The sequence below is a fragment of the Flavobacterium sp. N2270 genome (genome assembly GCF_025947225.1).
Lineage (GTDB): Bacteria > Bacteroidota > Bacteroidia > Flavobacteriales > Flavobacteriaceae > Flavobacterium.
In genome coordinates, this window is record NZ_CP110005.1 from 112,755 (window position 1) to 138,591 (window position 25,837).

Here is a 25,837-nt window from a genome sequence, read left to right on the forward strand (position 1 = left end):
CAAAAAAGTGATTCAATTGAACCACTTTCTTTATATAATCTTTCAATTTAGTCTTTTCTCTTTCTTCTAAAAATTTACCAGCGAATAATAACACTCCCCCAAGTGAAACCAGAACCAAAAGCAGCTAAAACCACTAAATCACCTTCTTTAATTTTTCCTTGTTCCCAAGCTTCAGTTAAAGCAATAGGAATAGATGCTGCAGTTGTGTTTCCGTATTTTTGAATATTATTAAACACTTGATCATCAGATAGTTTAAATTTTGATTGAATAAATTGAGAAATTCTCAAATTAGCTTGGTGAGGAACCAACATATCAATATCTGAAACTTCTAAATTATTGGCTTGTAAACCTTCGTTAATAACTTCACTAAAACGAACTACTGCATTTTTAAACACAAATTGTCCGTTCATATAAGGATAATAACTTTCATCATTTGGATCATTATCCGCAATAATATCAGTTACCCAACGTTTTCCCATTCCTGGTGCAACTAAAGATAACTCTTCAGCATGTTGTCCTTCAGAATGTAAATGTGTAGATAAAATTCCTTTTGATAAATCTTCTTCTCTAGATAAAACGGCTGCTCCTGCTCCATCTCCAAAAATTACCGAAACTCCACGACCTCTATCGGTCATATCTAAACCTGTTGAATGCAATTCTGAACCAATTACCAATACATTTTTATACATTCCCGTTTTAATATACTGATCTGCAACTGAAATAGCATACACAAAACCCGAACATTGATTACGAACATCTAAAGCTCCAACTGTTTTTAAACCTAAATCTCTTTGAACCAAAACTCCTGGACCAGGGAAATAATAATCGGGACTTAAAGTAGCAAAAACGATAAAATCGATATCTTCTTTAGCAACGCCTGAACGTTGAATGGCAATTTCTGCGGCTTTAACACCCATTGAAGTTGTTGTATCTTCTCCTCTAATAATGTGTCTTCTTTCTTGAATTCCTGTGCGTTCTTGAATCCATGCGTCATTGGTATCCATTAACTTCGACAAATCGTCATTAGTCACTACATTTTCTGGCACATAAAACCCTAATCCTGATATTTTTGAATGATACATATATTGTATTTTATTTAAAATCTAAACCGCAAATTTAAGAAATAAATAATATTAACTGTCATATTTATTAATTTGATAATTTTAAAAGAGTTAAATATAAAGTAACTCCTGGCTTTAAAGATACTAGTGATTCAAAATACAAAACACCTTCTTTATATTTTGCTTCTACCAAATATTTTTGTCCTTTATAATACGATTTGATTACATTAACTTCTAATTTTGATTTTTCTACAACTACAAGTTCAAAAGGATAAACTAAAATATCTTCAAAAGAATCAAGTTCAAAATATTTTTTAGAAATCTGATTTACATCGCCAAAAAGTTTAGCTATTTCTAAATTATTTTTTTTACTAAATAATTCTTTTGGTTTCTCTGAAGCGATAATCTCTCCATTTTTCAAAACTATTATTTCATCTGAAAAAGATAATGCATCATCCATATCGTGAGTAGCCACTATGCAGGTAATTCCTTTTTCTTTAGCATAATTAAAAACACTTCTCCTTAGATTATTTTTTCTAGAATTATCAATATGACTAAAAGGTTCATCAAATAATAGTATTTCTGGCTCTAAAGCCAAAACGCGTGCAATTGCAACTCGCTGCATTTGTCCACCACTAAGATTTTTCACTTTAACATTAGAAAACTCTGTCATTTCGACTAAATCTAGCAACTCTTCAACTTTTTTTTGTTTCTCTTCAAGATAAAAATTAGACAAAAATTTACCAATATTCTCTGCAGCAGTCGTAAAAGGCATTAAATCGAAATCTTGAGCCAAATATTTCATAAAAGACATTCCGGGAACTAAATTATACTTAGGACCTAAAACTTCCGCATCATTCCAAAATATTTTTCCCTCATCTAAATCTTCAAGTCCATAAATCACTTTTAACAAAGTACTTTTCCCACTCCCACTTTCGCCAATAAGTGAAATATGTTTCCCTTTCTCAACTGAAAAAGATATATTATTGAGAATTTTAGATTTATCGTATGAAAAAACAACATTAGTTAATGAGAGCATCTTTTTAAAATTTTAAGCAAAAGTATAAAGAAAATACAGGAATTCTGGTTCAAAAAAATCGATTAAAAAATAATTTTCATATTCTATTTATTAATTATATATTGCACAACCCTAAATTATTAACCAATTTACGATGAAAAAAAACTTATTTGCTTTAGCAATTATATTAGGCGCATTATTATCACCTAATCTTTCAAATGCACAATTTGGAGTTGAATTAAATTATGGAATGAACGGTTCTTATGAACCAAGCTATAGTGGTTTCACACACTTTGGAGGTGGTGTAAGCTATAATTTTAATGAAACTTTTGGAGCAAAAATAGATTTTGCTTCTGATAAGTTTTCTATTAAGAATGATTTTGGAACTGAAACTGGAACTTCTAACACAAGAATATCTTTACAAGGTGTAGTTAATGTTTCTAATTTAATTGATGATCGTTCATTTTACAACAACTTTCAACTGTTAGCACATGCTGGTGCGGGTTTGTCAATTTTAAAATCTGACATAAATACAACAGGAACTGACCATATTTTAAATGTTATTATTGGTGTAAATCCTCAATATAAAGTAGCAGAAGGGTTATATCTAGGAATTGACGCATCATTTATTGCAAATATTTCTCAACATTATAATTTTGACGGTACATCAACTTATGTAGGAGATGATGTAAATTCAATTACAGGTTTAATGTACAATATATCTGCAACTGTATCCTATAAATTTGGAGACAATTATTAAGCTCTAAAGCATAAAAATATTTTAAAGCCCAATTCGTTGAATTGGGCTTTTTCTTTACGTCAATTTGTCAGTTATACTTCTTTGGTATCTCTTTTGAAATAAAACAAATAATAAAATGTTTAACTAAAAAATAAAAATATGTCTTCAGGAAAAATTAATGTTTCGGTTGAAAACATCTTTCCCTTAATAAAGAAATTCTTGTACAATGACCACGAAATATTTCTTCGTGAATTGATTTCAAATGCAACTGATGCTACCCTAAAATTAAAGCACTTAACAAGCATTGGTGAAGCAAGTGTAGAATATGGAAACCCTAAAATTGAAGTGAAAATCGATAAAGAAGGAAAAAAAATCCATATTATTGATCAAGGATTAGGAATGTCTGCCGAAGAAGTTGAAAAATACATCAATCAAATTGCTTTTTCTGGTGCTGAAGAGTTTTTAGAAAAATACAAAGACTCTGCCAAAGATTCAGGTGTAATTGGTCATTTTGGTTTAGGTTTTTATTCTGCGTTCATGGTAGCTTCAAAAGTGGAATTAATTACAAAAACTTACAAAGATGAACCTGCAGCGCATTGGACATGCGATGGAAGTCCAGAATTTAATTTAGTTCCTCATGATAAAACAGAAAGAGGAACAGAAATAATTCTACATATTGCTGAAGATTCATTAGAATTTTTAGAAGAAAGTAAAATTCGCGAATTACTTACTAAGTACAATAAATTCATGCCAATTCCTATTAAGTTTGGAACTCGTAAAGAGAAAATTGAGCAGAAAAAAGGAGAATTCGTTGATAGTGAAAACAAAGACGAAATTTTCACAGAGGTTGAAGTAGATAACATCATCAATAATCCAAATCCGGCATGGACAAAACAACCTGCTGATTTAACCGAGGAAGATTATAAAAATTTCTACCGTGAATTATATCCAATGCAATTTGATGAACCTTTGTTCAATATTCATTTAAATGTAGACTATCCATTTAATTTAACTGGAATTTTATATTTCCCTAAGTTATCTGCTGACATTCAAATGCAAAAAGATAAAATTCAGATGTACCAAAACCAAGTTTTCGTTACGGATAACGTGGAAGGAATTGTACCTGAATTTTTAACAATGCTTAAAGGTGTTATTGATTCGCCAGATATTCCATTAAATGTATCGCGTTCTGGCTTACAAGCAGACAGTAATGTAAAGAAAATCTCTAACTACATTACGCGTAAAGTTGCCGATAAATTGAAGGCTTTGTTTACAGAAAACCGTGAAGATTTTGAAAAAAAATGGAACGATATTAAAATTGTATTGGAATACGGAATGCTTTCGGAACCAAAATTCTATGAAAAAGCAGGTGCCTTTACATTGTATCCAACTACTGATGATAAGTATTTTACTTTAGAAGAATTAAAAGAAGCTACTAAAGATACTCAGACAGATAAAGACGGAAAATTAGTCGTGTTATATGCATCTAATAAAGAAGCGCAACATAGTTATATTGAAATTGCTAAAGAAAAAGGATACAAAGTTATCTTATTAGATTCGCCAATTGTTTCGCATTTAATTCAAAAATTAGAAGCGGATAATGAGAATCTAACTTTTGCTCGTGTAGATGCCGATCATATTGACAAGCTAATTCAGAAAGAAGAAAATCAAATTTCTAAATTATCAGAAGAAGAAACAACATCTTTAAAAAATATTTTAGAAACTCTTGTGCCAAAAGAAAAATATGCTGTACAAATGGAAGCGATGGACAGCAACGCGGCTCCGTTTATGATTACACAACCAGAATTCATGAGAAGAATGAAAGAAATGAGTCAGTCTGGCGGTGGCGGAATGTTTGGAATGGGAAATATGCCAGAAATGTATAATTTGGTAGTCAATACCAATTCTGAACTAGCTTCTTCTATTTTAAGTTCTAATAATGATGAATCTAAAGCAACATTAGTAAAACAAGCGTTGGATTTAGCTAAACTTTCTCAAGGCTTATTAAAAGGTGAAGAATTGACTTCTTTTGTAAAACGTAGTTTTGAAACGTTAAAATAAGAGAAAAGAAAAAAATAAATTTTATACTAAACCTGCAAGGATTTATACTCTTTGCAGGTTTTTCTATTTTACACAATATTATAAATCATAAAGTAGTGCGAAATACTTCCGCCTAAAACGAATAGATGCCAAATGAAATGTCCATACGGAATTTTTTCAAATGCATAAAAAATAGTCCCCAAAGTATATAAAACTCCGCCAAGAGCTAAGTAAAACAAAGCTTCAACAGATAATAAATTTATTAATTGCTCATATTCAACTACAGCCAACCAGCCCATAATTAAATAAATAAGCAACGATAATTTATCAAGTTTTCCGGTTAAAAACAACTTCATTACTAATCCTAAAGCGGCAATGCTCCAAATTACTAAAAAGAGTGTCCAACCAGTAGTTTTCTCTAAAGTAACCAAACAAATTGGTGTATACGTTCCTGCTATTAATAAGAAAATACCAATATGATCAAAAATTTGTGCTTTTTGCTTTTTCTTCTCGTGAGAAATAGCATGATAAACAGTTGAAGCTGTGTAAAGAGCAATTAAACAAAAACCATAAATAACGATACTTAAAGTGCTAAAACTGGTTAATTCTCTGTTTTTTAATAACAAAAAAACAAGCCCAAAAACACCTAATATAATTCCAGCAGCATGTGAAATTACATTTAAAAATTCTTCTCTATTTTTAATACTTAATGACATTTTAAACTAAATTGCTCTATAAAGGTATAAAAAAACAGAAAAATGTATTGTTAAAATACTTGTAAAAAAAGAGCTTAATTTCTTAATTCCCAATTAAACCGCCTTCTTCTTTTTTATCATTATTCAATAAATTAGAATCAACTTTTGCCAATTTGTTTTTTGTTGGAATTTTATAATTCAGCGTAAATCCAATTCGTCTTGTGTCATATTTACTCTGTAATAAAACAGCTGTTCCTGCAGAACCAAAACCTTGTCTATTGGTATTTAAAATATCATCAAAATTAAGAGCAACAGATAAATTATCGTTTAAGAATTTTTTCGAAAAAGTAAAATCTAAACTGTGACTAAATGATTCTTTTGCAACAAAGTAATAGTAATTTCCATTTGGTGTACTATAGTTATAATTGGCAATAAATTTAATGTCTTTTGGTAACAGAATTTGCGACATAAAATTAAAAATCCAAAAACCTTTAGTCTCCAAATCAGGAATTTCATGCAGTTGATAACCAGCATAAGCGTATAAAAAATTAATTTTATCAGGGTTAAAATCAAACTTTAAGGTTTCGTTTAGTCCTTTTGTAAATAACATATAAGGAATAGGTAAACCAAGATTAAAATTGTGAATTTTTAATTCAGGTACATTAATACTTGTATTTGAAATTGCATTACTATTTTCAGAAACCCTATTTACCACTTGATTTTTTGCAGAACTTACCGAATAACCAATAAAAGCATAATCAAAAGCACTAATTTTCATTTCGAAATTATCAAAAATAGTAGGTTGTAATTGCGGATTTCCAGAATAGTCTACATTAGGGTTTTGATAGTTGGTATTATTAGGATTTAATGACGAAGTACTTGGCAAACTAATCTTCTTATTATAATTAAAACTCATAAATATTTGAGGGTGAAAATTATATTGAACACTTGCGTTAGGGAAAAATTTAAATTTCTTAAACGGAATCAATTCATCGGTATCGGTATTTCCTTTAATTAAATAATCTTCTGCCCTACTTCCTAAAATGAATTTAAACTTTTTATAATCGGACTGAAGTTCTGCGTAAGCAGCCACTGTTCTTCTTGTATAATTTAAATTTTCAATACCATCGCTCTCTGCTTCAAAAGAAAGTTCGTCTATTAAAGTTCCAACACTAAATTTACTTTGGTCTAAAAGTTTAATTTCTTGAGAATAATCAATTTTAAAATTTAAATAATCTTGAAAACTAGAATTATTTAAAATGGAAGCATTTGTAATTCTTGAATCCAAATTAAAATCGGTTCTATTTCTATTAAAATTAAATTTAAACTCTAACTTTTTAGTTACATCTTCAAAATATTTTTGATAGGTAATTAAAGCATCTTGCCTATTACTTTTGGTCTTACTAAAATCATCCGAAGTAAAACCAAAACCATTGGCTAACGTATAAGCATCGTTATTATTAAAATTCATGTCATAATTCAACAACAATCGATCTCTTTTTAAATTGAACTTTAATGCCGATTTTACATATGTACTTCTCCCTATTCTATCTGCATCAGTATCTGACAAAACAACACTTGGACTTGCTGTTGGTTGATTTGTTACTATAGACCATTGCGCACTTTCTCTATAGTTTTGACCAATGTTAATTTGCCATCCAAAATAGTTATTTCTAGCATTTAAAAGCAAGCTGTTATTAAAACGAACTCTTGTTTTATCATAATCGGTAAAATTTGCACCTGATGAATACGTGGCACTTAAATATTTTTTTGCAGTTCTACTCGTTATAATATTAATAATTGCACCACCAGAAGTAGCAGGAAATTCAGCTCCTGGTTGCGTAATAACCTCAACTTTCTCTATGCTGTTTGCAGGCATTCCTTCTAAAAAAGAATTCAATTCATTAGAATAAATATTCAAAGGTCGTCCATCCAAATAAACTTCTAATTGCTTTCCTTGATACATCATGCCGGCAACATCAGAAATAATTAAACCCGGAAGTTTTTTTAATCCTTCTAAAACCGAACCTGAATTTAATTGTGGTTGTTCAGAGAAATCAAAAACAGTTCTATCAGCCTTTTGTTCAATTGCCTTCTTTTTCTTAACAACTACAACTTCATTGAGTTCAACTTCTTTCTCAGTTTTATTTTCCTCTACTTGAGCATTACTAGTAAAAACAGTAACAACAAAAACAATTACTAAACTTAAATACTTATTCATTAAAACTTTGATTTCATATTAGACTAATTCTCCTAAATTTGTTACAACATATCATCAATAAAACAGAAATGAATTTACAACCCACTTTAGCTAACGAAATAATCACCATTAAGCCTATTCAAAAAGAAGATTTTGAAGCTTTATTTGCTATAGCCTCAGATGAACTTCTTTGGGAACAACACCCTAATAAGGACAGATATAAAAAAGAAGTATTCCAATTGTTTTTTGAAAATGCAATACAATCTAAAGGGGCATTTATCGTTATTAATAATAAGACAAATGAAATAATTGGTTCTTCACGTTATTATGAATTTAACGAAGTTGAAAAAAGTATTGTAATAGGTTATACTTTTATTTCAAGAGCATTTTGGGGCAAAAACTACAACAGCAGTTTAAAAGAATTAATGATAAACTATGCTTTTCAGTTTGTAAACAAAGTATATTTTCATGTTGGCGAAACAAATTATCGCTCGCAAAAAGCAGTTGAAAAATTAGGCGCAATAAAAATTGGAGAAATAAAAAGCGAAAACTTATCTAAAATAAACTGGGTTTATCAACTTAAAAAATAAAACTATCTTTATTGTACTAAACACTAAAATGTTGATTTTTTTTAACATTTTTTTAAACCTTTTTGTTTTTTAGGCATCTAATGAATATATAACACTAAAAAAAATGATTATGAAAAATTTAAAAACGTATGTGTTTGGAAGCTTTTTAGCTTTAAGTACAATGCTAGTTTCTTGCAATAAAGATGAAGATATTGCTGTGGATACGGAACTTCTTGCTGCAAATGCACAAATTGATTTTGGAAATGAAGTAGATTTTAATGCTGGTGTAGATGTGGCAAATGAAAATTCTAGTTATTCAGATAGAAATGGCACAGATTTTCAATCTATATATGCTACATGTGCGGATGTTTCTGTAGACAATCCTAATATAGGTGAATTTCCTAAAACATTCACTGTAGATTTTGGAACTGGATGTTTACATAATGGTATTCTTCGCTCAGGAATAATTACAATTACTTTTTCAAATTATTTTATTGAATATGGAAGTACAATGACCATTACTCGTTCAAATAATTATTATGTAAACAACAGAAAGTTAGAAGGAACTGTTGTGTATGAAAACACTACCACAAACACTGCAATTCCTAGATGGAACAGAACGGTTACTAACGGAAAACTAACAACTTTAACTGGAGTAGAATATACTTTCTACGGTAGTAGAACTGTACAACAAACGGAAGGTGTAGGAACATTAACTCTAGGAGACAATACTTATGAAGTTTTGTCTGGTAATCATACAGTAACAAAACCAAACGGAAGCACACTTACGGTAACAGTTGTTGAAACATTAATTAAAAAATATTCTTGTAATTATATTTCACAAGGTCAATTAAACCTTCAAGGTTCTTATTTAGATGGTATTCTAGATTATGGAGACAATACTTGTGACAATCAAGCCACTTACACACATTCTGATGGAAATGTTTATAATGTAAGTTTGTAAATAAAACAATTAGTAATCAAAAGTCCTTAAGTACATATAAAACTTAAGGACTTTTTTTTTTATAATTAAGCCTAATAACTTATTATATTCATTTATATTTGCGCCCCTTAAAAAAATGAGACATGTCGAAAAATGAAATAGTAAAAGGAGTATTTTTAGTTGCTTTAGGCGCAACCAGCTATGGAATGTTAGCTACATTTGTAAAATTAGCCTATTTAGATGCTGAGAAATTTACAACCGCAGAAGTAACTACTTCTCAATTTGTATATGGAATTATTGGAATTCTTTTAATTAATGTATTCCAAAAATTTAAAAATAAAAAAGAGGTAGTAAAAGCAACACCAAAAAACATATTCAACTTAATGTTAGCAGGAACTTCATTAGGAACGACTAGTGTTTTTTACTATTTATGTGTAAAATACATTGACGTTTCTATTGCAATTGTATTGCTAATGCAAACGGTTTGGATGGGCGTTTTACTAGAATGGATATTAGACAAAAAAGCACCTTCAAAACAAAAAACAATTGCCGTTTTTGTAGTTTTAATAGGAACTCTTTTAGCAACAAATATTTTGTTTAATGAAGTTGAATTAAACGCAGTAGGTATTTTTTGGGGAATGTTAGCAGCAGCTTCATTTACAACAACAATGTTTACAGCAAATAAAGTTGCACTTGGTATTTCTTCTGCTCAACGAAGCTTATTTATGCTTTTAGGTGGAGCTGTAATTGTTTTAATCTTTAGTCTTTATACACAAAACAGACCTTTTAACTTTGCTATTTTTGGTAACTATGGAATATTCTTGGCGCTGTTTGGAACTATTATTCCACCAATGCTTTTAAATGCAGGTTTTCCAAAAACTGGAATTGGACTTGGAAGTATTGTTTCTTCGTTAGAACTACCTGTATCTGTTTTAATGGCATACTTTTTATTAAATGAAACAGTTGTCTTTTCACAATGGATTGGAATTGTATTAATCATTACTGCAATTGTAATAATGAACATTAATTTCAATAAAAAATAGTTCCTTATTTATATTTTAGATAAATTCGTTACAAATTAATTTTGTATGACTTTACCTTGGCATCAATATGTAATGGGGATAATTTATGTTTTGGCTGGTCTAAATCATTTTAGACAACCTCGCTTATACCTTAAAATTATCCCACACTATTTACCTAACCCTAATTTATTAAATAAACTAAGTGGTATTGCAGAAATACTACTAGGCATTTTGGTCTGCTTTTCACTTACTTCTAATTATGCAGCTTGGGGTATAATAGCTTTATTAATTGCCGTTTTTCCGGCTAATATTTATATGTATCAAAATGATAAAGCTAAATTAGGACTACCAAAATGGATATTATTACTAAGATTACCTCTACAATTAATTCTAATGTATTGGGCCTTTTTATACACTTTATAAAATGTTAGATTTATTTCCAAACGAAAAAATAACTTTAAACCTTCCAGATGCTGTTTTTGAATATTATCCTAATTTCTTCTCGAAAGAAACAGCAGATGAACTTTTTAAAAAACTTTTAAATGAAACTCCTTGGCAGCAAGATGAAATTACAGTTTTTGGAAAAACACATTTACAACCACGATTAACTGCATTATATGGAAACGAAGGAAAACCCTACTCTTATTCTAATATCATAATGCACCCACATTATTGGAATCCTTTACTCACTTATATAAAAGAAAAAGTAGAAGAAACTTGTAATCATTCTTTTACAACGGTTTTACTCAATAATTATAGAAATGAAAAAGACTCTAACGGGTGGCATGCCGATAATGAAAAGGAATTAGGGAGAGACCCAATCATTGCCTCGGTTAGTTTAGGAGAAGAAAGGGTTTTTCAATTAAAACACAATACTAATAAAGAAGCCAAACAATCATTAATTTTAAAACACGGTAGTTTATTAATAATGAAAAAAGGAAGTCAAATTTATTACAAACATCAAATCCCAAAAGCTACAAAACAAAAAAAAGAAAGAATAAACTTAACCTTTAGAACTATTTTGTAAAAAAAATTATCGTAGATTTTTATTATTTTATTTTTTTTTATAATATTGAACTATCAACTTAAAAATAAATAATTTTTTCATCTGATGGAAAAGAAAGGAAAAACAGAATTAGATAACAAATCATTAGAAAGAATTGTTACTTTGGCGCAAGAGGAAAAAAAGCCTTTTGATATAATTAAAAAAGAATTTGGTGTTTCTGAAAAAGAAGTAACCGAATTAATGCGAATGCGTTTAAACAAAGACAACTTTGAACTTTGGAAAAAAAAGGTAGCGGCAAATAAACCAAAACCAAAACCTCAAAAATTCAATCCTATTGAAGATGATGATTTAGATAGTAAATATTACTTTAAAAATAAATTTGATTAAAGCAAAATGCTCTTGAAATTCAAGAGCATTTTTTTTATATATGATGTAACAAATTTCAATAAACCCATACTTATATACAATCAATAGTAAAAAAATGAAATCAAAGATTCACGAAATCCTATCTACAAAAAATGTAATCATGAGTAAAAAAATAATTTTAAGCCTTGCTGTAGCAACCTTTTTTTGGAGTTGTAAAACAGCTCAAACTACTCCAAAAATAGATGTAGTAGACGTATCAATCGATTTAGTAAATGTAAAAGACGATAAAGTAATGGTGTCTATTATTGCACCTAGTTTTACTTCTGAAACAGCAACTTTTCATATCCCAAAAACAGTTCCTGGAACTTATTCTGAAGATGATTACGGTCGTTTCATCGAAAACTTCAAAGCATTTGATACAAAAGGTAATGGTTTGCGCGTTACTAAAATTGATGAAAATTCTTATTCAATTTCAGACGCAACTAAACTATCAAAAGTCACTTATTTAGTAAACGATACTTACGATACTGAAGGCGGCGGTGGTTTTGGAAAAAGTGAAGATGTTTTTTCTCCTGCTGGTACAAATATCAAAGCAGGCGAAAACTTCATGTTAAATACGCACGGTTTTGTAGGTTATTTTGCCGGAAAAACGGAAACTCCATATAAAATGACAGTGACTCATCCTGCAAACTTATTAGGTGTATCTGCAATGGTAGATTTAGATAATTCAGACACAAAAGATGTATTCAACAGTTCAAAATATGCAACTTTAGTTGAAATGCCATTAATGTATTCTAAGCCAGACTTTACTTCATTTATGGTAGACGACATGGAAATCATCATAAGTGTTTATTCTCCAACAGGAAAATATACTGCTAAAGACATTACTCCTAATATGGAAACAATGATGAGAGCGCAAAAGAATTTCTTAGGCGCATTCAATTCAACTAAAAAATATGCCATCTTGTTATATCTTTCTGATATGCAAGCAAAAGATGCTAAAGGATTTGGAGCTTTAGAACACCCAACTTCAACAACAGTTGTAATGCCTGAAATGATGGGATTAGAAATGTTACAAGAACAATTAAAAGATGTAGTTTCTCATGAATTTTTTCACATTGTAACTCCATTAACAGTCCATTCAAACGAAATTCAATATTTTGACTTTAACAACCCTCAAATGTCTGAACATTTATGGATGTATGAAGGTGTGACTGAATATTTTGCAAACTTATTCCAAGTAAATCAAGGTTTAATTGACGAAACTGAATTTTTTGAAAGAATGGCTCAAAAAATTGCTCAAGCAAGTGAAATGAATGACAAAATGAGTTTTACTAAAATGAGTAAAAACGTTTTAAATGCTCCATATAAAGATCAATATGTTAACGTATATCAAAAAGGGGCATTAATTGCAATGTGTTTAGACATCATTATTAGAGAAGAAAGCAACGGTCAAAAAGGAATTTTGACTTTAATGCAAGATTTATCTAATGAATACGGAAGTAAAAAAGCATTTAAAGATGATGAGTTATTTGCTAAAATAACCGAATTAACGTACCCATCAGTTGGTGAGTTCTTAAAAACTTATGTTGCTGGAGAAACTCCAATTCCTTATGCAGATTATTTTGCAAAAATGGGTGTAACTGAAGCTAAAATAGAAGTAGCAGGAAATCCATTCTTAAAAGGTCAAACTCCATACATTACGGTTGACCCTACTACAAAAGAAATCATGATTTTACCAAGTATTGAATTGAACGAGTTCATGACTTCAATGGGATTAAAAAATGGAGACAAAATTCTTGCTGTAAATGGTACAAACTATAACTTAGACAACATTTACGATTTAGTATTAGGTTCTGCAAATTGGAAAGACGGTGAAGCTATGACCGTTAAAATTAAACGTGATGGTAAAGAACAAGTATTAAAAGGTAAAATTAAAATGCCTAAAGAAGTTCGTGAAGGTTACCAATCCACAAATGAAGCGAAGAAAGCAATTAAAGAAGCTTGGTTAAAAGGTTAAATTTATTAAAAAACACAAATAGCAAATCCTCAAGACTCATAGTAGTTTTGAGGATTTTTTTCATTATTTTGCATCCAAATAAAAATTCATGAGCAACGCACCCTTTTTTACTGACGATACTATTGTATTTGGTCTTTTAATGCTATTATTAGGTTTTGTATTTCATACCTCTTCAAAGGAAGATGGTTTTTGGAAAAAATTCTACGGAGTTGTTCCTGCCTTATTAATGTGTTATTTATTACCCGCTATCTTTAGCTCTTTAAACATCATTTCGCCAGAATGGACCGAAATAGATGCAAACGGAGAAGTAATCTCAAAAGAATCATCTGTATATTTTATAGCCAGTAGATATCTATTGCCAGCAGCACTAGTATTAATGACGATAAGCATTGACCTAAAAGCTTTATTTAATTTAGGTCCAAAAGCATTAATTGTTTTTCTTGCTGGGACAGTTGGAATTATTTTAGGCGGACCAATAGCCATTTTAATCGTTTCTATCTTTTCTCCAGAAACAGTTGGCGGAAATGGTTTTGACGCGGTTTGGAGAGGGCTTTCTACACTTGCCGGAAGTTGGATTGGCGGAGGAGCAAATCAAGCAGCTATGCTAGAGATTTTTAAATACAATCAAGAAAAATACGGAGCAATGGTATTAGTAGATATTGTTGTTGCCAATATAGGAATGGCTTTCTTATTGTTTGGAATTGGAAAAAAAGAAGCTATCAACAAATGGTTAAAAGCAGATAATTCATCTATACAAGAACTACAAGATAGAGTTTCAGAATATCAAGAAAGTGTAAAAAGAACACCTTCGTTAAACGATTATATCATTATTACAGCCATTGCTTTTGGCTCTGTCGGATTATCACATTGGGGATCACAATTATGTGCCTCATTCTTTTCTAAAACATTTGAAATTGTAAATGATCCAACTAGCTTTGCTTCTACCTTTGGTGGAACGTTCTTTTGGATGGTAACTATTGCAACTATATTAGGAATTGCATTGTCTTTTTCACCATTAAAAAAATATGAAGGAGCTGGAGCAAGTAAAATAGGGAGTGTTTTTATATACATATTAGTAGCCTCAATTGGTATGAAAATGGACTTAGGTTCAGTTTTAGAAAATCCAGGCTTAATTGCAGTAGGAATAATTTGGATGCTTATTCATTTTATCATTATTTTTGGCGTTGCAAAATTAATAAGAGCGCCTTACTTTTTTATAGCAGTTGGAAGCCAAGCAAATGTAGGCGGAGCAGCTTCTGCACCAGTTGTAGCATCGGCATTTCATTCATCTTTAGCTAGTGTAGGCGTTTTATTGGCTATATTTGGTTATGTAGCCGGTACATATGGAGCAATTTTATGTACCTATTTAATGGAAACAGTAGCACCAAAATAAATATATTTATAATAAATAATGAAAAAGATATTCATCACAGGAATAAGTTTAATTACATTAATTGCTTGTAATAAAAACGAAGAAGGTAGTAATTTACACCTAACCGGAAACATTGAAGGCTTAAGTCAAGGAAAAATTTATATTCAAAAAATACAAGACACAGCATTTGTAATTTTAGACAGTATTGAAATTAAAGGAGATTCTAAATTTGAATCACACATTACACTCGAAGAACCTGAAATGCTCTATTTAACCTTAGATAGAGGTCAAAGTAATTCAATTGATAACAGTCTACCCTTTTTTGCTGAAAAAGGAAAAATGAACATCAATTCAAAGCTTAAAGAATTCTATAATGCTGCTAAAATAACAGGATCTAAAAACCAAGAGTTATTAGAAGAATTTAATTCGTTTAACTCGAAGTTTAATGATGAAAACTTAATTTTAACTGAAAAGAGAATTAAAAATCAAATTTCTAAGAATATTTCTACTGCTGATAGTATAAATACAGCTTTTGACAGATTGAAAATAAGGAAATATAGATATACAGCAAATTTTGCTTCAACTCATGGAGAACACGAAATTGCACCTTATTTAGCAGTTTCAGAAATTGCAGATATTAACATTGCATATTTAGATACTATTCAAAAACATTTATCTCCTTCAGTTACAAAATCAAAGTATGGAAAAATGTTAGACGAACATATTAAAGCAAGAAAAGCTTCAGAATAAAAAAATCAACAGAATAAAAAAGCGGCTAATGAAAATTAGTCGCTTTTTTTTATTTGAACACATTTATATAAAACGAAAAAACCATCACTAAAAAGTGATGGTTTTAATTTGAGCCGGCGGAGGGACTCGAACCCACGACCTGCTGATTACAAATCAGCTGCTCTAGCCAGCTGAGCTACGCTGGCAACTCAAATTTCGATTGCAAATATAGGACTGATTTTTAAATATCCAAACCTTTTTTGCATTTTTTTTATTGATTTTTTTATTTTAATTCGTTTATTTTTGCAACTATTTGATTAGCAACAGTTTCATATTCTGAACGAATTTGCTTGTAATGTGCTTTTTTGTTTTCAACCTTTCTATCTCTAATTCTAGAAACAAAATTATCGTAATTATCATAGATTTCGTCAACCAATACATCAGTAGCCTCAGTTGGTTTTCCTCCATTAGTCATTTCCCAGATGTAAACGATGTTTACTAAATCACCTAAAACGTAGTTGATTTCTTTTTTCAAGTTTTTAACGCTTGCCATTTTGTTCTTGTTTTAAAATTTATGCAAAATTACATAATATTTTGGTAGTACAATTTTTTTAGATAGAAATTTCTAATATAGTCGCTTTTCCATGAAGTTCAAAAGCATCTAATTCTGCTGGAATTAAAACCGTATCTCCTTTTTTATAGCGAAACACTTCTTTATTTAAATGAATTGAAAAATCACCTTCTGTACACATCAAAACAGTAAATGACTCTTTATTTTTTTTCCACATAAAATAAGAAACCAAAGAAATAACATTAGTTGTAAAATAAGTGTTCTTTACACAAGTATTTCTTTCATTACTTTTTAAAGTATAATTAATTCTTGAATGAACCACATTATAATTAATTGCCTCTAAAGCTAACTCAGTATGCAATTCTCTACTATTTCCATGAGCATCTACCCTATCCCAATCGTAAATTCGATAAGTATTGTCGCTCGTTTGCTGAATTTCAGCTATAACAATTCCACTACCTATTGCATGTATTGTTCCTGTTTCTAGCAAAAACACATCACCTGCTTGAACAGGAATTTCGTTTAGTAAAGAAACAATTGTATTATTTTCTAAATGAGATAAATATTCCTTTTGATTAGAATTTTCTTTAAAACCTACAATGATTCGCGAATCTTTATCAGCTTGCATTACATACCACATTTCGGTTTTACCAAATGAATTATGCCTTACTTTAGCCAATTCATCATTAGGATGTAATTGTACTGATAAATCTTTGTTTGCATCTAAAAACTTAAAAAGCAAAGGAAACTCACTGCCAAATTTTTCAACAACTTCTTTCCCTAAAAGCGCTTCAGGGTTTAGAGCAATAACCTCATTTAAGTTTTTACCACTTAAAACACCATTATTTACAACACTTATATCATTAGGAACTGAAGACAATTCCCAACTCTCACCAGCATTTTCAATTGCAATCTCTTTATTTAAAAAAGTATTGAGCTTGGTTCCTCCCCAAATTCTTTCTTTAATAATAGGTTTAAATGTTAATGGATATAATTTCATAAGTGTATTAAGTGCTGCAAATATGCGAAAAGTTTAATAAATAATAGTGCTAAAAACTACTCTCCTTTATAAGTTACAAAATTTCTAGCTGTTTCATATAAAGTGATTTCTAATTCTTGATCACTCGAAATATAGTTTCGTAGTTTATTCCAAATAACAACTACAATATTCTCTGCAGTAGGATTTAAATTTTCAAACTCAGGAACATCTAAATTTAAATTTTTATGATCAAAAGCGTCTTCAATATGTTCTTTTATTAAATCTGCCAAAATCTTAACATCAATAACGAAACCCGTTTCTTGATCTATTTCTCCAGTCACACTGACTATCAAATCGTAATTATGACCATGAAAGTTTGGATTGTTACATTTTCCAAAAACCAAATCGTTTTTTTCATTTGTCCAATCTTTACGATACAACCTATGAGCAGCATTAAAATGGGCTTTCCTAGAAACAGTAACTTTCATAAATACTTTTAATTTTTAATTAACGATTATTGATTTTTGATTTCTTCTAAAATTTGAATCCTAAAATAAACATTTCTATAGTTTATGATCTTCTAAATAGTGGTAAAACTTGTCGAAAATAATTTTAAACCAAACCGTATAAATTTCTGGATGAAGTTCCATATCTTTTTTAACATCTTCAATCTTCATCCATTTCCAACTCTCAACTTCTTCAGGATTTATTTTTGGCTCATCATTAGAATAACCAATCATTACATGATCTAACTCATGTTCGGTTAAACCATTATCAAATGGCGCCTTATAAATGAAAGAAAAAAGCTCTTTTAATGGAACAACAAAACCCATCTCTTCTTCTAACCTTCTCTTACCAGCTTGAAGATTTGTCTCTCCTGCACGTTGGTGACTACAACAAGTATTCGTCCACAATAATGGAGAATGGTATTTATGTGAAGCTCGTTGTTGTAACATGATTTCATTATTGCTATTTAAAACAAATACTGAAAATGCTCTATGCAGTAACGCTTTCTCATGCGCCTCCATTTTATTCATTAAACCAATCGGTTCATCATTTACATCAACTAAAATTACTTTTTCTTCTTCCATGATTTTTTATTCACTTCAAAAGTACAAAAAAAGAATATTTAAAACTATTTGATTTCATTAATACAAAACATAAAAAAACCTTAAATCCCTAAGTCTTTGTTATAAAAACAAATTAATTCACAATCAATACATTACAATTATTTAATTCCTATTCAATTTTATTGTATCTTTGTCAAAATGCTATATAATTAACTCTTCACAGTTATACTTTCTTTTAATTGTTATTGTTTTTTTTCAACATTTTATCACTTTATTATTTTTAACTTAAATTATTACATTATTTAATGGCTAGACCTCAAGAAACTTTTAACAAAAAAGAAAAAGAAAAACTTAAATTAAAGAAAAAGCAAGAGAAGCAACTTAAGAAAGATGCTCGTAAAGCTAGTGGAAAAACGGACGACATGTTTGTGTATGTTGATGAAAACGGACACTTAACAAGCACTCCTCCAGATCCATCAAAGAAAATTGTTATTGAGGCTGAAGACATTGAAATAGGTATACCTAAGAAAGAAGATATTGAAGAAGTTCCAACAGATAGAAAAGGAACGGTTGATTATTTCGACACTTCAAAAGGTTTTGGATTTATTAAAGAAGTAGATTCTAATGATAAATTCTTTTTCCACGTTAGTAGTTTAATTGACGAAGTTAAAGAAGGTAACTTAGTTACTTATGAACTTGAAAAAGGACCTAAAGGAATGAACGCAGTAAGAGTAAAGAAAATATAAATACTCTATTCAAATATAAAAAAAGCCGCTTTGATTAGCGGCTTTTTTATTTTATAAACTTTCTTTGATTTTTAATGCACATTTTTCACCATCTATCGCTGCCGAAATAATTCCACCAGCATAACCTGCTCCTTCCCCACATGGATAAAGTCCCTTTATTTGAACATGTTCTAACGTTTGATTATCTCTAGGAATACGTACAGGCGAAGATGTTCTACTTTCTGGAGCATGTAATATGGCTTCATTGGTAAAATAACCTTTCATAGATTTACCAAACTGCACAAAACCTTCGCGCATTGTTTGCGTTAAGAAACCAGGAAAGACTTCTCCAAGTTCAACAGAAGTGGTTCCTGGAACATAGGACGTTTTAGGAATTGAATCGGATATTTTATTCTGTGTAAAATCAATCATTCTTTGGGCAGGAACTTTTTGTGTCATCCCAGCAACTTGCCATGCTTTTTGTTCTATTGCCTTTTGAAACTCCATTCCGGCTAAAGCACCAAACTTTTCAAAAGGTTTAAAATCTTCTAATCGTAATTCTACAACTATTCCAGAATTAGCAGTAGCTTGATCTCTTTTTGAAGGCGACCAACCGTTGGTAACCACTTCACCTGGAGCTGTTGCGCAAGGTGCGATAACTCCTCCCGGACACATGCAAAAAGAATACATTCCCCTACCTCCAACTTGCTTCACTATAGAATAAGGTGCAGGTGGTAAATACTCACCCCTAAAATCACACGAATATTGAATTTTATCAATTAAATCCTGTGGATGTTCGGCACGAACGCCCAAAGCAAATGGTTTTGCTTCAATATAAACCTGCTTTTTATCTAATAATTCAAAAATATCACGAGCAGAATGTCCTGTTGCTAAAATAAGTTTATCAGCATGTATTGTTGCGCCATCTTGAAGCACAACTCCATCCACTTCATTATTTTTTATTAAAATATCGGTAACTCGTTTTTCAAATAAAACTTCACCTCCGCATTCAATGATTTTTTCTCGAATATCTTGAATAATTTGCGGCAATTTATTGGTTCCAATATGTGGATGCGCTTCTACTAATATTTCTGTTGAAGCTCCAAAACCCACTAAAAGCTCTAAAATTCGATCTACATCGCCACGTTTTTTGGAACGTGTATATAGCTTTCCATCAGAATAGGTTCCTGCTCCACCTTCTCCAAAACAATAATTAGAATCTTCGTTTACAATATGATCTACATTTATAGCTTTTAAGTCACGCCTTCTTCCTCTTACATCTTTCCCTCTTTCTAAAACTACTGGTTTTAAACCCAATTCAATTAATTGAAGCGCCGCGAACAATCCTGCCGGACCAGCTCCTACAACAATTACTTCTTTTTCATTCGAAACATTAGGGTAATTGGGTAACTCAATTTCAGACTCTACAAACTCTTCACCAACCAAAAATACATTGGCTTTTATATTGACTTTAATTGCTTTTTGCCTTGCATCAATGGAACGTTTAACAACCACTGTTTTTTGAATCTCTTTTGGAGATACGTGAAACAGCTTTGCAACATGCTGATTAAGCAATACTTCATTAGCGGCTACTTCTGGTGAAACTTGAAATTGAAATTCGCGAGGCATTAAAATTGATATTTAGATTTCTAGACTTTTTAATTGGGTACAAAAGTAGCAATTTGAAATTGTACTTTGTAACTTTACAGCTTAGAAACTTTGCAACTATAAATAAAATGCGAAAAATTAAACTAATTTGGGATTTTAGAGGTCAAGCTGCAGCGAAAACAGCAGAGCATCATGAAATACATTTGAAGGAATTCTTAGAAATGGAAAAACATCCACTAAAAATTACTGGCTTTGAAATTATAAACGAAATGTACGCTATTGCTTTTTTAGTCGTAGAAGAAAAAGATATGATTACATTTAGAGATGCACTGAAACCTCATCGTGGAGAAGTTTTTGAAAATTAGTGTTCAGTCGCAGTAATTAGTAATCAGTTAAAAATTGTGAACTAAATACTTTTATCAAAAGTAATTATCGAGTTATTTAATCCCTAATATTTTTTAAATCTTTAATTATTTTTAAAAATCCAATAGAATCTTTTTCAATTTTATCTTTATATATTGGAATCAAATATTCTCCTTGAATAAAATATTTCATTGCTCTTTTTGATAAATATCTTTCCTTATCAATATCTAATTTAATCGTATCTGAGTCAACTTTATACTTTCCACGCCTAATTGTTGTCCATTCAATTTCTCTTGTTTTTAATACAAAATCTCCATTATATAATTTAAGTTCATTCCCAATTATATCTGAAGCAACAAATTCAGGATCTCTGTCGAAAAAATCATACGGAAAGAAAAATGAACTAATGCTTATTATGGTTGCAATTACTAAAAGAATCAAAATAATTTTTGATTCTTTTACATTTTGCTCCTTTTTTATTCTATAGATATTCTTAAAAAAAGTAAATAGAAATATCCCGATTCCAACTAAAAAGAAAAAAAAAGTTCTAAATCCACCAAAAAGCCCACCAAAATCACCTTCAGTTTTTAATTCAGATAAAAGAATAAAAAACAACAAAATTCCAATTGGAATAATTGCTTTAAAAATTAGATTATAGTTCGTTTTGTTCAAATCTTCATACACTAATTCGCCACCTCACTAATAAACTTAATTCGCATTAAGCGTAATTCTTCGGTATCGTATTCACCATCAAATTCAGATAATGCAGCTTTAATATTATCTGATTGAGATTCCATGAAATAATCATGAATTTCTTCTTGTTGATCTTCGTCTAATATTTCGTCAACCCAATAGCTTATATTCAATTTTGTACCTGAATATACTATCTGCTCCATTTCTTTAAGCAAATCATCCATTGATAATCCCTTTGCAGAAGCAATATCGTTTAAATCGAGTTTTCTATCAACATTCTGAATAATGTATAATTTTAATCCTGAATTTGCACCTGTCGATTTTACTACCAAATCATCTGGACGAATAATATCATTATCTTCAACATATCGATTAATTAAATCTAGAAACTCTTTACCATATTTTTTAGCCTTTCCTTCACTCACACCATGAACATTCCCAAGTTCATCTGTTGTAATTGGATATTTAAGCGCCATATCCTCTAATGATGGATCTTGAAAAACAACAAAAGGAGGAACACCTAATTTCTTAGCCACTTTCTTTCTTAAATCTTTTAGCATTGACATTAACGCTTCGTCTGCCACACCTGAAGATTTAGAAGAAGTCACAATACTATCGTCATCAGATTCATTATATTCATGATCTAAAGACATCATAAATGACTCAGGATTTTTAATAAAATCATGCCCTTTACTAGAAAGTCGAATTACTCCATAACTTTCAATATCTTTTTCTATAAATCCGTTGACTAAAATTTGACGAATTAAAGCCATCCAATATTTATCATCAAATTTATTTCCTTTACCAAAATAAGATTGTTGGTCAATTTTATGCGCTTTTATTACAGCATTAACTTTTCCTACTAAAGCTAAAATAATTTCTTTTGCCTTAAATTGTTCTTTGGTTTGCTTAATTACTTCAAGCAATAATTTTACTTGATCTTTAGCTTCTTCTTTTTGTTTTGGATTACGCATATTGTCATCCATATCTGCTCCTTCTCCTGTTTCTGAATCAAAGTCTTCTCCAAAATAATGCAGTAAATATTTTCTTCTAGAAATTGAAGTTTCAGCATATGCTACAACTTCCTGTAACAAGGCAAAACCAACTTCTTGTTCAGCAACGGGTTTACCCGACATGAATTTTTCTAACTTTTCAATGTCTTTATATGCATAATACGCCAAACAATGACCCTCGCCACCATCTCGACCAGCTCGACCAGTTTCTTGATAATAACTTTCTAACGATTTAGGAATATCATGATGAATTACAAAACGAACATCTGGTTTATCAATTCCCATTCCAAAAGCAATAGTTGCAACTACAACATCAACATCTTCCATTAAGAAATTATCCTGATGCTTCGCACGCGTTTTTGCATCTAAACCAGCATGATAAGGAACTGCACTAATACCGTTTACTTGTAAAAGTTGAGCAATCTCTTCTACTTTTTTTCTGCTTAAACAATAAATAACACCCGATTTTCCTTTGTTTTGCTTAATGAATCGAATAATATCTGATTCTATATTTTTTGTTTTAGGTCTAATTTCATAATACAAATTAGCTCTATTAAAAGAAGCCTTAAAAGTATTTGCACCTGGAATATCTAAATTTTTAAGAATATCTTCTTGTACTTTTGGCGTTGCAGTAGCCGTTAAACCAATAATAGGTATATCACCTAACTGTTTAATTATATTTCTTAAGTTTCTATATTCAGGTCTAAAATCATGTCCCCATTCAGAAATACAATGCGCTTCATCAATAGCTACAAAAGACAATTTTACACCTTGTAAAAACTCAATATACTCGGCCTTTGTTAGCGATTCTGGAGCTACATACAGTAATTTAGTAACACCCGATTTTATATCTGACTTTACCTGATTTATTTCTGTTTTAGTTAATGATGAGTTTAAAACATGCGCAATTCCATACTCAGAACTTAAACCTCTAATAGCATCTACTTGGTTTTTCATTAACGCAATAAGCGGAGAAACGACAATTGCTGTTCCATCTAATACCAAAGCAGGCAACTGGTAACATAATGATTTACCACCACCTGTTGGCATAATTACAAATGTATTATTACCGTATATGATACTTTTAACTACTTGTTCTTGAAGTCCTTTGAATTGGTTAAACCCAAAATATTTTTTTAACTCTTTGTGTAAATCAATTTCGTTTAGTTTCATTCTCTATTAATATGATTTTACCTAAATTTGCATTTATAAAGATACAATAATCTTTAAAAACACAAAACAATTAAAACAACTACTTTGAATACTACAACTACAATTTTAGAATCTGCTAAAAAAACCATTTTAGCCGAGAGTGAAAGCATTGCCAATTTGGTAAATTATTTAACCGATGATTTTGCGAAAAGTGTAGATATTATTTTTAAATCCAAAGGAAGACTTGTTATAACCGGAATAGGCAAAAGTGCTATTATTGCTCAAAAAATAGTGGCTACTTTAAATTCTACAGGAACACCTTCTATTTTCTTACATGCCTCAGAAGCAGTGCATGGCGATTTAGGAATGGTTTTACCCGAAGACGTAATTATATGCATTTCAAAAAGCGGAAATAGTCCAGAAATTAAAGTTTTAGTTCCTCTCTTAAAACGATTTGGCAACACCTTAATAGGAATGACTGCCGATTTAAATTCGTTTTTAGGAAAAGAATCACATTATATTTTACATGCTCATGTAGACAATGAGGCATGTCCAAATAACTTAGCTCCAACAAACAGTACAACCGCTCAATTGGTTTTAGGAGATGCCCTTGCGGTTGCTTTAATGGAAGTAAGGAATTTTAAAAATGAAGATTTTGCTATATATCATCCTGGAGGAGCGTTAGGAAAAAAATTATTATTAAAAGTCAAAGACATGTTAGATACAACTCATGTTCCTAAAGTCAATCCAAACGACAGTATTAAAAAAGTGATCATGGAAATTTCTGAAAAAAGACTTGGAGTCACAGCTGTTGTAGAGAACAATACTGTTATAGGAATTATTACGGATGGTGATATTAGAAGAATGTTGAATACTCGAGATAATTTTGTTGACTTAGTTGCTCAAGACATTATGACCAAAAATCCGAAAAATATCGATTCTAACATATTAGTTTCTGATGCGTTAAACATTTTAGAGAACAATTCAATTACACAATTAGTTGTTTTAGACAATAACAAATATCTAGGTATTTTACATTTACACGATATTTTAAAAGAAGGAATTGTATAATGGCGAAGAAAAACTTAAGCGAAATGTCTTTTTTAGATCATCTTGAAGAGTTAAGATGGTTATTAATAAGAAGTACGATTGCCATTCTTGCTTGTGCAACTGTTGCCTTCTTTTTTAGCGACTTTATTTTTGATAAAATTTTATTTGGACCAAAAAACGTAGATTTTATAACGTATCGATTTTTTTGTGATCTTTCTCAAGAGTTTGGTTTAGACAAAAGTCTTTGTGTGACCGAAATTCCAATGCGAATTCAAAGTAGAGAAATGGGGGGTCAATTTTCGGCCCATATGTGGACTTCAATAACCGCTGGTTTTATTTTAGGATTTCCGTTTATCATTTGGGAATTCTGGAAATTCATAAGTCCTGCGCTTTATGAAAAAGAAAGAAAATATGCTGTTTTATTTATAGTTACGGCTTCCATTTTATTTTTCACAGGAGTATTGTTTGGTTATTTTATGATTGCTCCATTATCGGTTAATTTTTTAGCTAATTATAATGTAAGTAAGGAAATTTTCAATGATATTGACTTAGATTCCTATATTAGTTTATTAAGATCATCTACAGTGGCTTGCGGGTTATTATTTGAATTACCAATTCTTATTTATTTTCTAACCAAAATAGGTTTGGTAACTCCAAGCTCACTAAGAAACTATAGAAAATACACTCTAGTAATCGTATTAATTCTTTCAGCAATTATAACTCCTCCCGATATAATCAGTCAAGTTATAGTAGCAATACCAATCATGATTTTATACGAAATAAGTATTTTAATAAGTGTTATCGTTCATAAAAAACAAGAAAAAATAAAATAA

At 30.3% G+C, this 25,837-nt stretch carries 26 protein-coding genes and 1 tRNA gene; 15 read left to right on the top strand and 12 right to left on the bottom strand.

The window, feature by feature from the left end:
* Window positions 1–74 precede the first annotated feature (74 nt).
* Both OLM55_RS00560 and OLM55_RS00565 read right to left on the bottom strand, forming a co-directional pair.
* Entirely contained in the window at window positions 75–1,082 is a 1,008-nt protein-coding gene (locus OLM55_RS00560) for a 3-oxoacyl-ACP synthase III family protein (RefSeq protein WP_264559480.1), read from the bottom strand.
* Between the two features lie 67 nt (window positions 1,083–1,149).
* Window positions 1,150–2,100 (bottom strand): ABC transporter ATP-binding protein, encoded by a 951-nt coding sequence (locus OLM55_RS00565; protein ID WP_264559481.1) that lies wholly within the window; start codon window positions 2,098–2,100, stop codon window positions 1,150–1,152.
* A gap of 133 nt (window positions 2,101–2,233) precedes the next feature.
* Here OLM55_RS00565 and OLM55_RS00570 point away from each other — a divergent pair, with 133 nt between their 5' ends.
* Together OLM55_RS00570 and htpG are read left to right on the top strand one after the other, a co-directional pair.
* Complete coding sequence (locus tag OLM55_RS00570; RefSeq protein WP_264559482.1) at window positions 2,234–2,839, top strand: outer membrane beta-barrel protein; 606 nt, start codon at window positions 2,234–2,236, stop codon at window positions 2,837–2,839.
* Between the two features lie 138 nt (window positions 2,840–2,977).
* Window positions 2,978–4,879 carry a molecular chaperone HtpG gene (htpG, locus tag OLM55_RS00575; protein WP_264559483.1) on the top strand — a complete coding sequence of 634 codons (1,902 nt, stop codon included), beginning with the start codon at window positions 2,978–2,980 and terminating at the stop codon, window positions 4,877–4,879.
* A 68-nt stretch (window positions 4,880–4,947) separates the two neighbouring features.
* Here htpG and trhA read toward each other — a convergent pair whose 3' ends face one another.
* Both trhA and OLM55_RS00585 read right to left on the bottom strand, forming a co-directional pair.
* Window positions 4,948–5,574 carry a PAQR family membrane homeostasis protein TrhA gene (gene trhA, locus OLM55_RS00580; protein ID WP_264559484.1) on the bottom strand — a complete coding sequence of 209 codons (627 nt, stop codon included), beginning with the start codon at window positions 5,572–5,574 and terminating at the stop codon, window positions 4,948–4,950.
* 82 nt (window positions 5,575–5,656) lie between these two features.
* Window positions 5,657–7,774 (bottom strand): outer membrane beta-barrel family protein, encoded by a 2,118-nt coding sequence (locus OLM55_RS00585; RefSeq protein ID WP_264559485.1) that lies wholly within the window; start codon window positions 7,772–7,774, stop codon window positions 5,657–5,659.
* Between the two features lie 68 nt (window positions 7,775–7,842).
* On the opposite strand from OLM55_RS00585, the gene OLM55_RS00590 reads away from it, so the two are divergent.
* The 9 genes from OLM55_RS00590 to OLM55_RS00630 all read left to right on the top strand — a co-directional run bounded on the left by OLM55_RS00590 (window position 7,843) and on the right by OLM55_RS00630 (window position 15,801).
* The gene (locus OLM55_RS00590) at window positions 7,843–8,343 is read left to right on the top strand and encodes a GNAT family N-acetyltransferase (RefSeq protein ID WP_264559486.1); all 501 of its coding nucleotides are present in this window, start codon (window positions 7,843–7,845) and stop codon (window positions 8,341–8,343) included.
* A 109-nt stretch (window positions 8,344–8,452) separates the two neighbouring features.
* Window positions 8,453–9,286: a hypothetical protein gene (locus OLM55_RS00595; RefSeq protein WP_264559487.1), complete on the top strand. Its 834-nt coding sequence runs from the start codon at window positions 8,453–8,455 to the stop codon at window positions 9,284–9,286.
* Between the two features lie 122 nt (window positions 9,287–9,408).
* Window positions 9,409–10,308, top strand: a complete 900-nt coding sequence (locus tag OLM55_RS00600) for an EamA family transporter (protein WP_264559488.1) — start codon at window positions 9,409–9,411, stop codon at window positions 10,306–10,308.
* Between the two features lie 45 nt (window positions 10,309–10,353).
* Window positions 10,354–10,710, top strand: coding sequence for a DoxX family protein (locus tag OLM55_RS00605; RefSeq protein ID WP_264559489.1), 357 nt, complete (start codon window positions 10,354–10,356; stop codon window positions 10,708–10,710).
* A gap of 1 nt (window position 10,711) precedes the next feature.
* A complete protein-coding gene (locus OLM55_RS00610) occupies window positions 10,712–11,314 on the top strand; it encodes an alpha-ketoglutarate-dependent dioxygenase AlkB family protein (protein ID WP_264559490.1) in 603 nt (200 codons plus the stop codon).
* 84 nt (window positions 11,315–11,398) lie between these two features.
* Window positions 11,399–11,680, top strand: a complete 282-nt coding sequence (locus tag OLM55_RS00615; RefSeq protein ID WP_264559491.1) for a TIGR03643 family protein — start codon at window positions 11,399–11,401, stop codon at window positions 11,678–11,680.
* Between the two features lie 139 nt (window positions 11,681–11,819).
* Window positions 11,820–13,679 carry a peptidase M61 gene (locus OLM55_RS00620; protein WP_264559492.1) on the top strand — a complete coding sequence of 620 codons (1,860 nt, stop codon included), beginning with the start codon at window positions 11,820–11,822 and terminating at the stop codon, window positions 13,677–13,679.
* Between the two features lie 88 nt (window positions 13,680–13,767).
* Window positions 13,768–15,072 carry a DUF819 domain-containing protein gene (locus OLM55_RS00625; RefSeq protein WP_264559493.1) on the top strand — a complete coding sequence of 435 codons (1,305 nt, stop codon included), beginning with the start codon at window positions 13,768–13,770 and terminating at the stop codon, window positions 15,070–15,072.
* Between the two features lie 18 nt (window positions 15,073–15,090).
* Window positions 15,091–15,801, top strand: coding sequence for a DUF4369 domain-containing protein (locus tag OLM55_RS00630; RefSeq protein WP_264559494.1), 711 nt, complete (start codon window positions 15,091–15,093; stop codon window positions 15,799–15,801).
* A gap of 111 nt (window positions 15,802–15,912) precedes the next feature.
* On the opposite strand, the gene OLM55_RS00635 is transcribed toward OLM55_RS00630, so the two are convergent.
* From OLM55_RS00635 to idi, 5 genes are all read right to left on the bottom strand, one after another.
* Window positions 15,913–15,986: transfer RNA gene (locus tag OLM55_RS00635), tRNA-Thr, on the bottom strand.
* A 77-nt stretch (window positions 15,987–16,063) separates the two neighbouring features.
* Window positions 16,064–16,333, bottom strand: coding sequence for a hypothetical protein (locus OLM55_RS00640; RefSeq protein WP_264559495.1), 270 nt, complete (start codon window positions 16,331–16,333; stop codon window positions 16,064–16,066).
* 58 nt (window positions 16,334–16,391) lie between these two features.
* Window positions 16,392–17,351, bottom strand: coding sequence for a type I phosphomannose isomerase catalytic subunit (locus tag OLM55_RS00645; RefSeq protein ID WP_264559496.1), 960 nt, complete (start codon window positions 17,349–17,351; stop codon window positions 16,392–16,394).
* A gap of 56 nt (window positions 17,352–17,407) precedes the next feature.
* Window positions 17,408–17,818, bottom strand: a complete 411-nt coding sequence (locus tag OLM55_RS00650; protein ID WP_264559497.1) for a 6-pyruvoyl trahydropterin synthase family protein — start codon at window positions 17,816–17,818, stop codon at window positions 17,408–17,410.
* A gap of 75 nt (window positions 17,819–17,893) precedes the next feature.
* Window positions 17,894–18,421, bottom strand: a complete 528-nt coding sequence (gene idi, locus OLM55_RS00655) for an isopentenyl-diphosphate Delta-isomerase (RefSeq protein ID WP_264559498.1) — start codon at window positions 18,419–18,421, stop codon at window positions 17,894–17,896.
* Window positions 18,422–18,705: 284 nt separating this feature from the next.
* Here idi and OLM55_RS00660 point away from each other — a divergent pair, with 284 nt between their 5' ends.
* Window positions 18,706–19,146, top strand: a complete 441-nt coding sequence (locus tag OLM55_RS00660) for a cold-shock protein (protein ID WP_264559499.1) — start codon at window positions 18,706–18,708, stop codon at window positions 19,144–19,146.
* 51 nt (window positions 19,147–19,197) lie between these two features.
* Here OLM55_RS00660 and OLM55_RS00665 read toward each other — a convergent pair whose 3' ends face one another.
* Complete coding sequence (locus OLM55_RS00665) at window positions 19,198–20,754, bottom strand: NAD(P)/FAD-dependent oxidoreductase (RefSeq protein WP_264559500.1); 1,557 nt, start codon at window positions 20,752–20,754, stop codon at window positions 19,198–19,200.
* Window positions 20,755–20,861: 107 nt separating this feature from the next.
* Between OLM55_RS00665 and OLM55_RS00670 the strand changes: the two genes are divergently transcribed.
* Complete coding sequence (locus OLM55_RS00670) at window positions 20,862–21,098, top strand: hypothetical protein (RefSeq protein ID WP_264559501.1); 237 nt, start codon at window positions 20,862–20,864, stop codon at window positions 21,096–21,098.
* Between the two features lie 76 nt (window positions 21,099–21,174).
* Here OLM55_RS00670 and OLM55_RS00675 read toward each other — a convergent pair whose 3' ends face one another.
* Entirely contained in the window at window positions 21,175–21,768 is a 594-nt protein-coding gene (locus OLM55_RS00675) for a hypothetical protein (protein ID WP_264559502.1), read from the bottom strand.
* A gap of 11 nt (window positions 21,769–21,779) precedes the next feature.
* Entirely contained in the window at window positions 21,780–23,975 is a 2,196-nt protein-coding gene (gene recQ, locus OLM55_RS00680; RefSeq protein WP_264559503.1) for a DNA helicase RecQ, read from the bottom strand.
* Window positions 23,976–24,059: 84 nt separating this feature from the next.
* On the opposite strand from recQ, the gene OLM55_RS00685 reads away from it, so the two are divergent.
* Together OLM55_RS00685 and tatC are read left to right on the top strand one after the other, a co-directional pair.
* A complete protein-coding gene (locus tag OLM55_RS00685) occupies window positions 24,060–25,025 on the top strand; it encodes a KpsF/GutQ family sugar-phosphate isomerase (protein ID WP_264559504.1) in 966 nt (321 codons plus the stop codon).
* Entirely contained in the window at window positions 25,025–25,837 is an 813-nt protein-coding gene (gene tatC, locus OLM55_RS00690; protein ID WP_264559505.1) for a twin-arginine translocase subunit TatC, read from the top strand. The genes OLM55_RS00685 and tatC overlap by 1 nt, the downstream gene beginning before the upstream one ends.